Consider the following 7,631-nt stretch of genomic DNA (forward strand, 5'->3'; position numbering starts at 1 on the left):
GATAAGGAGGTCCTTATGGTCTCTTTACCAGTCCTGTTGAGAATGGGGAAATGTTGCCTTATACTAGCCGTGGATTGCCTTATCCAGAAGGCTATCAACCTTATCATAAGTATGAGGTAGTGAAGGATATTACAAGGGAAAATATAGTAAAATCATATAATCAGTCTCCAAAAATTATACAAGATAAAGTATCCGTAGAAATGAAAAAATGGAATTTATCTTTTGACGATTTAGCAAATATTCGTAAAGGGGAAATTGCTAAGGTATTTGGACAAGGAGGCGGAACTCAAATACAGTTTGGAACGAGCATTAGTGTTTATGAACTACTTGGTTTATTAAAGGAGATTGTGTAAATGGACGAAAAAAATATTTTGAAATGGAAGAACGCCATCGAAGATGAAATCAAAAAACGCAATTTTGGTAGCTTGCATTACGTCCTATTTGATGAAAACAAACGACTTCCTTGGGCATTTCATATTTATCAGAAAAATGGGAAATTTTATGTTGATGGGAGAGACGAACGATCATATATCATTGGACATAGTAAAGAGTATGACGATTTTGAAAGTGCAAAACAAGATTTTTTTGAAAAATTAGAACTTGTTATAGAATCTAATAAACTGAATATACAATTAGGATTGCCTTCAGAATATCCATCACCACTATGGGATAAAGCAGATGCCTGATTATGATAATCCAATAGAGGCCTTAGAATGTGTTTAATGTAGGATAATTTTCAAGATGTCACTGAAGAGAGAACCAATTAGGGATGGCTAGATTTGGCCTTATCAGAATGGCATTGACATCGAAGATTCTTAAGCAGTTGGATTTCAGGAATATCTCTCAAAAAACCTTTTGAAGGCTATAGTGACGAGTGGGAACGTCAGTTCACCGAGGATGTTTTGAGAGCTACACAGCTTTCCCAGCAACAAGTCTCAACAGCCTTCATGCGTAGTGAGGATTTTGTACGGTATTACGAACCCTATTTGCACACGGAGGATGACTAATGGGATTTTATGTGGATATCGCAGCACTTCAGAAAGCACAAGAAGCCTATATGAAGATGGTGGCGACTGCTCAGAGTCAGCTAGATACTGCGAAAAATGGGATGAATGCCATCATCACCAGCAACTCCATGTATGGGGAGGTTGGGAAAGCGATTACGAATGAAATCAATAATGTCCATAACCCTGTGATCGTTGGCTTAAAGAATGGCTTAGAATTTCTAGGTTCTGAGTTTTCCCAGACGATTACAGACTTCCAGACTCTTGTTGAAGAAACGTCTACCACGGCAGTTCTAGCAGAGGAGACTTTGGATGATGCGGTCAAAAAATTGGATGAGGCAGATGAACAACACAAGACCATGGATACGAACTTCAAGAGTATCTATGATGGTATTTCGAATCTCTATCATCTGAACGCCCCGTTAAGCAGCAGCTTCTATACCAATACCCAGACGGCACGGCAGTATGTTCAGGATACGAAAAATAAGGTTCTAGCCTTTGATACGATGACCTCAACCAGTAGTACTGAGCAACTGTTTAGCGCCTTAAGTAGCCAGATGGCAGCTGCAGGAAGCGTAAAGAGTTTGAGTTACAGTGATCCTATTTTGACGAGCTTTGTGGGGTATGAGGACCTCGGTCAAGCGATTTATGAGATGGATCAGCAGTATGCGAAAGCCAAGGCAGAAGCGATTGAGGCTGCTAAGCGCAAGGCGGAACAAGAAGCAGCAGAACGGGAAGCCTCTTATCGGCGTCACCACCCCCTCCAAGCCTGGCTGAAGGATCGTTCTGATGAGATTGGTTCATGGTGGGGGGATGTCGTTGAGGGGACACGGAACCTATCGCTTCCTCAAGGTGTGAAGGACACGCTCCTGTTTACGGAAGGGTTTATTGGTGCAGCTGGCAGTATGATTTCAGAGACTGCGATAGGTGTAGTTGATTTCAAACAACTCATTGATATTGCCACTATTGATGGTGTTAATCGTCTGACAGGTGGGCAAACTCCAGAGTGGATGAAGCGAGACTTGAAAGGGACAGTAGATAATCTGTCTAGCCTTATAGAATTAGGAGTAGGCATTATTGCTCTGACTGATCCAGTAGCGGCTATACGTGGACAGGTTCCCACTGCTAGTTATATGGATAAGGCTGCTTATCGTGCTCAGCAGACAGGGAAGGCTCTCTGGAATAAACTCACCCACATGGATGCCTATGATGTAGGAGGCCTGACTTTCGAGATTGCCAGTCTTTTTGTCAGTGCAGTAGCTGTAGGCAAGGTGGCTAAGGGGACAAATATTGGAGCTAAGACCGCTGAGATGATTAGCTTAGCTAAGAACAGCACCAAAGCCAGAATCCTCGCCACTGTCGAAAAATGGGGCTCAAAGGTTGACAATCTCCTAGCGAAGAGCAATCCTGTCATTCGTCAATTTGGAGAAACATTATTAGACACCCGAATTCCAGCAGGCCTCCGTCAGGAAGCACTTTCCTTTGCGGATGAAGTAGGCTCACTGTCTGCCTTTAGCGATGAGAACAAGACGCTGCGTGAGGTCATGCACTTCTCAAGCCAACATGTGGATGAGGTGGTAGAGAAAACAAGCAGACTTCCTTTTATTGAAGGGATGAGTCCAGAAGATGCTCGTCGCTATGAACAATGGACCAAGTATGCGGAGGCAGGAATAGAACCTGTGGATAGGGTTAAGTTACAAGATTGGGCTTATTCTCCAGACGCTAATCTATATCGAAAATACAAGTCAGTATTTGATAATCCTAAATACTATGACCAAAAAACGGGATCAATTAACTGGCCACAAAACGATGGTTTTGATGGTACTCCCAAGAATATTTCTCTGCAACCGGGGACTAGGATTGACAGATACGGTAGTGATTACGGGACGTTTACGTCTCCTGAAGGAGTTCCTTATGAGCAAAGAGCGGTCGCTCCAGGAACTGATTTAAAAGCGTATAGTATTTTTGAGGTAGTAGAGCCACTCGAAGTTAGAGCCGGAAAAGTCGCACCGTGGTTTGACGAACCTGGTGGAGGGCTACAGTACTTGTTGCCAGATAGTGTTGATGAATTGTTAGAAAAGAATATAGTTAGGAGGATTGAATAATGACAGTAACAGAGTTAAAACAAACGTTATTAGAGTGGGAGATTCCAGAAAATTTATACTCTATTATGGTAGGTGGGTTACCGAATGAGAGATTATGTTTGATGAAAAATTCTGAGGAAATCTGGGAAATATATTATAGTGAAAGAGGTAGAAAGTCTGGACTAAAACTATTTGAATCGGAAGAGGAGGCTTGTGAATATTTTCTAAAAAAAATGTCTAGATATAAACAATAGAACGGTATGCTATCACGGGGCAAAACTACTTGGAGGAAGTGAAGTCGATACCCAACGTGCCAGTTTAGTTGTCAGTATCTTAGTCGGGTAAGTTTAGTTTGAATGAGCCGATACCATCAAATCAATTTTCCAAAATAGATTTTACTGAAAGAGATTTTGATGTCAATCTAATTAGGGATAGATTAAGAACGGACCCTGATACAGCTTTTTTCTGGTCAGGAAGAACAGACGGTATTGGAGGAATGGAAGTTGCAAAAGACATAGCTAAGAGTAGAGGAGGTGTCACACTAGAGTCTACTATCGATGACACTAATATTATCATGCCTGAATGGGATTTTAATACACCATCAAGTATTACTGCATGGGAAGAAGCTTCAAATGTTTATGCTGAACAAGTCTCTGGGAAAATTCGATCGGTCGTAGGCAATGAGTTGAGATCTGGTAATATTTGGGAAAATATCGAATTGCTGAAGTTGCAAACAAATCCAAATGTTACTCAAATTACCACAATTGACCCCAAGACAGGTATAGAAACAATAATATTCAAGAGGTAAAGTTATGAAAATTTCAGGAACAAGCTCATCAATCACTTTTGATTTTGAAAACGGCTATATTTTGAGAGCAAAAGGGGAATTATTGGCTGGAAAAACATTTGTTGTTTATAAAGATAGTATGACCCATTGGGAACCACCATTTGAAAAAGAGTTGGTATCTTTACAAGAAGTTGAGAATATTATTAACATAGTAAAAAACATAGAAAATGAGAATACAATGCATGTAGAATTTGTATAGATACTTATTTCAGCAATAAATTCCTTAGGGTTCCTGGGGAGAGTCAATCTCTAGTCTTCATATGGAGAGAGGGCTATCCCATATATTGATACCATTAAAGATGGTGATTTGAATAAATTGAATGGAATTTTTGAGAGGGAAGGAATAAAACCGATAGATAATCTTGATTTTGAAAGTTAACCTATTAATTATAGCACATTAAAAATATTCAACAATCCTTGGGTGAAGACGCAGCTATCTATTCTTATGGAGTTCATGGCAAAGCAGCGCCATGGGGCGATATGTCTGGTGGTGCAGAACAGATTGTACCACCTTTCAATGGAGAAATTATGAGAGATTTAGGCATGATGAAGGAGTTAGTGAAATGATGACTAGAGAAGAATTTGCAAAAGAATTTCAAAAGTTTAATAATAAGCTCTCTGTATGGAAAGTTGCACTAAATGATAAAAAATTATTCCATATACATATGGATATTTCTTTGATAATTCTAGCAACATGTGGATAGTTTACGATGTTGGGGAGAGAAATGATATTGGTGTTTTAGCTGAATGTAAAAGTGAGGGTGAAGCACTTAAGAAGCTTTATATGGTAGTTAGGCTTGCTTTTCGTACCATTAATGGAAGAAATTAGTTAACTTTATTTTATGTTGTTCATAATAAGCCTGCACTATGGGAAGATATGTCTGGTGGAGCTGAGCAGATTGTAAATCTATTTGCAGGGGATGCTATGCAAAAACTAGGAATGAATATTTGAGGATAAACATGGATAAAAAGGAACTATTAACAGAAATGGAGCAACTTGAGAATCAACTTCCTTTAAGGCAGATTGGCTATGGAAAATTATTGTACTTTCCATTTTCTATTGGATATTTTTATGACGAGAATAATAATATCTGGAAGGTGTATGAGGTTGATGAGAAAGGGATAGTCAATATTTTGGAGAAAACAGATAGTGAAGAATTAGCATTATACGGGGCGTATTGCACGATGCTTATCCATATTTCTTAATATCTAAGGAGGCTTGTTTTCAAGAGAAATATTTTGATTTTATTGAAGATGTAAAAATAGATTTGGAAATTTCGGAAAATATGACTTACGGTATTCATGGTAAGGCTGCATCATGGGGGGATATGATTGGTGGTGCAGAACAGATTGTGACACCATTTAGTGGTCAAGATATACTTGATTTAGGTATAATGATTCAAAGGAGATAAACATGGATTTTGAGGAACAAATTCAGGAATTACAACAGCAATTACCATCACAGAGACAGTTGTTGATTGGTAATGCACCCATACCTTATGCAAAAGGTATTTATTTTGATAGTGATATAAAAAAATGGTGTATATATGAAAATGGTGAGAGAATAGGTGTACCGGGGAACCAATTAATTTTATGGAGAACAGACACTGAAGAGGAAATTAAGGAAATATTTATTGAATCTGTAAAATCTGAAATAAAGAGGTATCAAAATTCAAAAATGCGATAACTCAATCTGGACAGAAGCAGAGGTTCAGCATGAATAAATCTGACAAACGAGACCACTTTTGTACGTGTTTATGACGGAGATGTTTCTGGACAATTTGGAGGCTGGTTAATGAACTTGGATGATATAAAAGGATTGACACCAGAGGAAATTAGGGACTTGTATGCACTACCCGCTACCTCGAAATATATGACAGATGTTGTATTAGAATCTGGAACAACTTTGAGAACTGGAATTGTGAATCCACTAGAAGGCTGGGGAAAGGTGGTGCGCAACAATTTGATTTAATGGGGCAAAGAACAGGAAAATTTATAAATGAAAGGCTGATACAATGGTAGAATTTCAGAAAAATGTATTGTTAATTAATCATAATATAGTAAATACCTTTGATTTTAATATTAGGACCATAATAGAATTAAAGGGTTCTATTATCATTTTATTGGAAATTCCTTTTGAAAATACTATAGATAAAAATAATATTTTATCTGTGGACTATGACGGCAATATAATATGGACTTTAAATAATGCTGACTATACAAAAAATATTTATCCGATGGAGCAGATTAATTTGATTGATGATTATCTTTGTGCAACTGATTTTTATGGTCGACGATTAAAGATTTCAGTAGATACAGGAAAAATTACAGAATTTTCAATTTCTAAGTAGTATAGAATGGACTATCTAGATATTGTTTCGATTAAATATTTTGAGTAAAAGCGGTCAAAGAAGTCTGGGGGATATTCATTATAAATTAAGAGAAGATGCTTGGCCATCAACAGAAGAGGAGAGAAGAAAAACAAGAAAAAGGATCATAGAAGAAAAATTAACACCTTTAATTGCCAATCCAACAAGTTGGGACCTCTTTACCCAAGAGGAACTCAAAAAACTACTCCCTCTAGCAGAACAAAAATGTAACAACTGCTACAGGGGGACAGGTGTTACAAAGGTTGTAGCAACAATCACATTGATGAAGAAATGCTCTAAAAATCCTTTATGAAGGCAGTTGGATTATTGCAGGAGCATGAATCTGATGTAGTCGATAAGTGGGATAGGCTTAAAAAAGAGACAATCTTTTACACAGGTACTATGCCAAGAAGATGTATCAGTTATTGGAGTTAGCAGTATTTGATGGAACTATCATGAATCAAGTGTTCGACTACATCAGTATATCAGAAGATGGAGGACTGACTGATGTTTTCCTTTTTGTAAGTAGAGAAAGAGAATGTTTAAATTCGACGAATACCCTAAACGAAACTTTAGTAGATTTATAGAAGGAAAAGCTAGATGCAAACACAAGAAGAAATGATGATTTTAGTTCCGCAAAAATTGCGGGAAATTGAAGAAGAACATGGTATAGAAGTGCTTTGGGCGGTGGAATCTGGGAGTCGAGCTTGGGGATTTGAGTCCCCTGACAGCGACTTTGATGTCCGCTTTATCTACAAACGTAAGGTTCAGGATTACCTCAAGCTGACGCCTGACAGGGATGTGATTGAACTGCCCATTGATGAGACTTGGGATGTGACTGGCTGGGACTTGGATAAGACTTTGAAATTACTTGCTAAGTCCAATCCTACTCTTTTTGAGTGGCTTCAGTCACCCATCGTTTACCGTCGAACAGATTTTGTGGAAAAACTGGTACCTCTTTTAGAGATTTGCATGTCTGAAGAACGGATGATGCACCACTATTTATCGACTGCAAAAGGACAGATGACAAAATATCTGAGTGGTGAGCTTGTCAAACCAAAGAAATACTTCTATGCCCTGCGTCCGGTTTTAGCCTGTAAATGGATTGAACAATTCCATACAGCACCACCTGTCTTATTTGATGACCTGGTCAAGGTCTGCTTACCAGAAGAATTGAAATCCTCAGTTGAGAAACTATTGACTGATATGTAAAGCCCTTTGTCAAGTAAAAACAATCGAACTGATAAAAAATGAAAAGTATCTAGAAAGAGCCTAGTTCTTAGCTTCGGGCATTGGCCACTCTGATATTCGTGGATTGGTTACCTAC

14 protein-coding genes and 1 pseudogene are annotated in these 7,631 nt (G+C 38.3%); all 15 read left to right on the forward strand.

Annotation, left to right across the window (positions count from 1 at the left end; translation table 11 throughout):
• Positions 1–50 precede the first annotated feature (50 nt).
• The gene (locus tag BVE84_RS09350) at positions 51–353 is read left to right on the forward strand and encodes a glycohydrolase toxin TNT-related protein (RefSeq protein WP_076996751.1); all 303 of its coding nucleotides are present in this window, start codon (positions 51–53) and stop codon (positions 351–353) included.
• Entirely contained in the window at positions 354–686 is a 333-nt protein-coding gene (locus BVE84_RS09355) for an Imm59 family immunity protein (RefSeq protein WP_076996752.1), read from the forward strand.
• A gap of 320 nt (positions 687–1,006) precedes the next feature.
• Positions 1,007–3,109 (forward strand): glycohydrolase toxin TNT-related protein, encoded by a 2,103-nt coding sequence (locus tag BVE84_RS10595; protein WP_083717933.1) that lies wholly within the window; start codon positions 1,007–1,009, stop codon positions 3,107–3,109.
• Complete coding sequence (locus tag BVE84_RS09380; protein ID WP_076996753.1) at positions 3,109–3,342, forward strand: hypothetical protein; 234 nt, start codon at positions 3,109–3,111, stop codon at positions 3,340–3,342. The genes BVE84_RS10595 and BVE84_RS09380 overlap by 1 nt, the downstream gene beginning before the upstream one ends.
• 98 nt (positions 3,343–3,440) lie before the next feature.
• Positions 3,441–3,896, forward strand: coding sequence for a hypothetical protein (locus BVE84_RS09385; RefSeq protein ID WP_208606184.1), 456 nt, complete (start codon positions 3,441–3,443; stop codon positions 3,894–3,896).
• 4 nt (positions 3,897–3,900) lie between these two features.
• The gene (locus BVE84_RS09390) at positions 3,901–4,134 is read left to right on the forward strand and encodes an Imm74 family immunity protein (protein ID WP_076996754.1); all 234 of its coding nucleotides are present in this window, start codon (positions 3,901–3,903) and stop codon (positions 4,132–4,134) included.
• A gap of 218 nt (positions 4,135–4,352) precedes the next feature.
• On the forward strand, positions 4,353–4,502 hold the full coding sequence (locus BVE84_RS10905; RefSeq protein ID WP_158072012.1) for a hypothetical protein: 150 nt from the start codon (positions 4,353–4,355) through the stop codon (positions 4,500–4,502).
• On the forward strand, positions 4,499–4,639 hold the full coding sequence (locus tag BVE84_RS10910; RefSeq protein ID WP_158072013.1) for a hypothetical protein: 141 nt from the start codon (positions 4,499–4,501) through the stop codon (positions 4,637–4,639). The genes BVE84_RS10905 and BVE84_RS10910 overlap by 4 nt, the downstream gene beginning before the upstream one ends.
• A gap of 256 nt (positions 4,640–4,895) precedes the next feature.
• Complete coding sequence (locus BVE84_RS09395; RefSeq protein WP_076996755.1) at positions 4,896–5,141, forward strand: hypothetical protein; 246 nt, start codon at positions 4,896–4,898, stop codon at positions 5,139–5,141.
• Positions 5,114–5,347 carry a hypothetical protein gene (locus tag BVE84_RS09400; protein WP_076996756.1) on the forward strand — a complete coding sequence of 78 codons (234 nt, stop codon included), beginning with the start codon at positions 5,114–5,116 and terminating at the stop codon, positions 5,345–5,347. The genes BVE84_RS09395 and BVE84_RS09400 overlap by 28 nt, the downstream gene beginning before the upstream one ends.
• 2 nt (positions 5,348–5,349) lie before the next feature.
• Positions 5,350–5,622, forward strand: coding sequence for a hypothetical protein (locus BVE84_RS09405; protein WP_076996757.1), 273 nt, complete (start codon positions 5,350–5,352; stop codon positions 5,620–5,622).
• 108 nt (positions 5,623–5,730) lie between these two features.
• On the forward strand, positions 5,731–5,907 hold the full coding sequence (locus BVE84_RS10915; RefSeq protein ID WP_158072014.1) for a hypothetical protein: 177 nt from the start codon (positions 5,731–5,733) through the stop codon (positions 5,905–5,907).
• Between the two features lie 43 nt (positions 5,908–5,950).
• A complete protein-coding gene (locus BVE84_RS09410) occupies positions 5,951–6,286 on the forward strand; it encodes a DUF7957 family protein (protein WP_076996758.1) in 336 nt (111 codons plus the stop codon).
• Between the two features lie 22 nt (positions 6,287–6,308).
• Positions 6,309–6,617 (forward strand): hypothetical protein, encoded by a 309-nt coding sequence (locus BVE84_RS10920; protein ID WP_076996759.1) that lies wholly within the window; start codon positions 6,309–6,311, stop codon positions 6,615–6,617.
• 287 nt (positions 6,618–6,904) lie between these two features.
• Positions 6,905–7,504, forward strand: a pseudogene (locus tag BVE84_RS09420) (nucleotidyltransferase domain-containing protein); the annotation flags it as partial.
• Positions 7,505–7,631 lie beyond the last annotated feature (127 nt).

It is taken from the genome of Streptococcus azizii (assembly GCF_001984715.1).
Classification (GTDB): domain Bacteria; phylum Bacillota; class Bacilli; order Lactobacillales; family Streptococcaceae; genus Streptococcus; species Streptococcus azizii.

Coding starts and splice junctions, on each gene's coding strand:
- BVE84_RS09350 (WP_076996751.1), top strand. CDS start 51: ATGTTGCCTTATACTAGCCGTGGATTGCCTTATCCAGAAGGCTATCAA.
- BVE84_RS09355 (WP_076996752.1), top strand. CDS start 354: ATGGACGAAAAAAATATTTTGAAATGGAAGAACGCCATCGAAGATGAA.
- BVE84_RS10595 (WP_083717933.1), top strand. CDS start 1,007: ATGGGATTTTATGTGGATATCGCAGCACTTCAGAAAGCACAAGAAGCC.
- BVE84_RS09380 (WP_076996753.1), top strand. CDS start 3,109: ATGACAGTAACAGAGTTAAAACAAACGTTATTAGAGTGGGAGATTCCA.
- BVE84_RS09390 (WP_076996754.1), top strand. CDS start 3,901: ATGAAAATTTCAGGAACAAGCTCATCAATCACTTTTGATTTTGAAAAC.
- BVE84_RS10910 (WP_158072013.1), top strand. CDS start 4,499: ATGATGACTAGAGAAGAATTTGCAAAAGAATTTCAAAAGTTTAATAAT.
- BVE84_RS09395 (WP_076996755.1), top strand. CDS start 4,896: ATGGATAAAAAGGAACTATTAACAGAAATGGAGCAACTTGAGAATCAA.
- BVE84_RS09405 (WP_076996757.1), top strand. CDS start 5,350: ATGGATTTTGAGGAACAAATTCAGGAATTACAACAGCAATTACCATCA.
- BVE84_RS10915 (WP_158072014.1), top strand. CDS start 5,731: ATGAACTTGGATGATATAAAAGGATTGACACCAGAGGAAATTAGGGAC.
- BVE84_RS09410 (WP_076996758.1), top strand. CDS start 5,951: ATGGTAGAATTTCAGAAAAATGTATTGTTAATTAATCATAATATAGTA.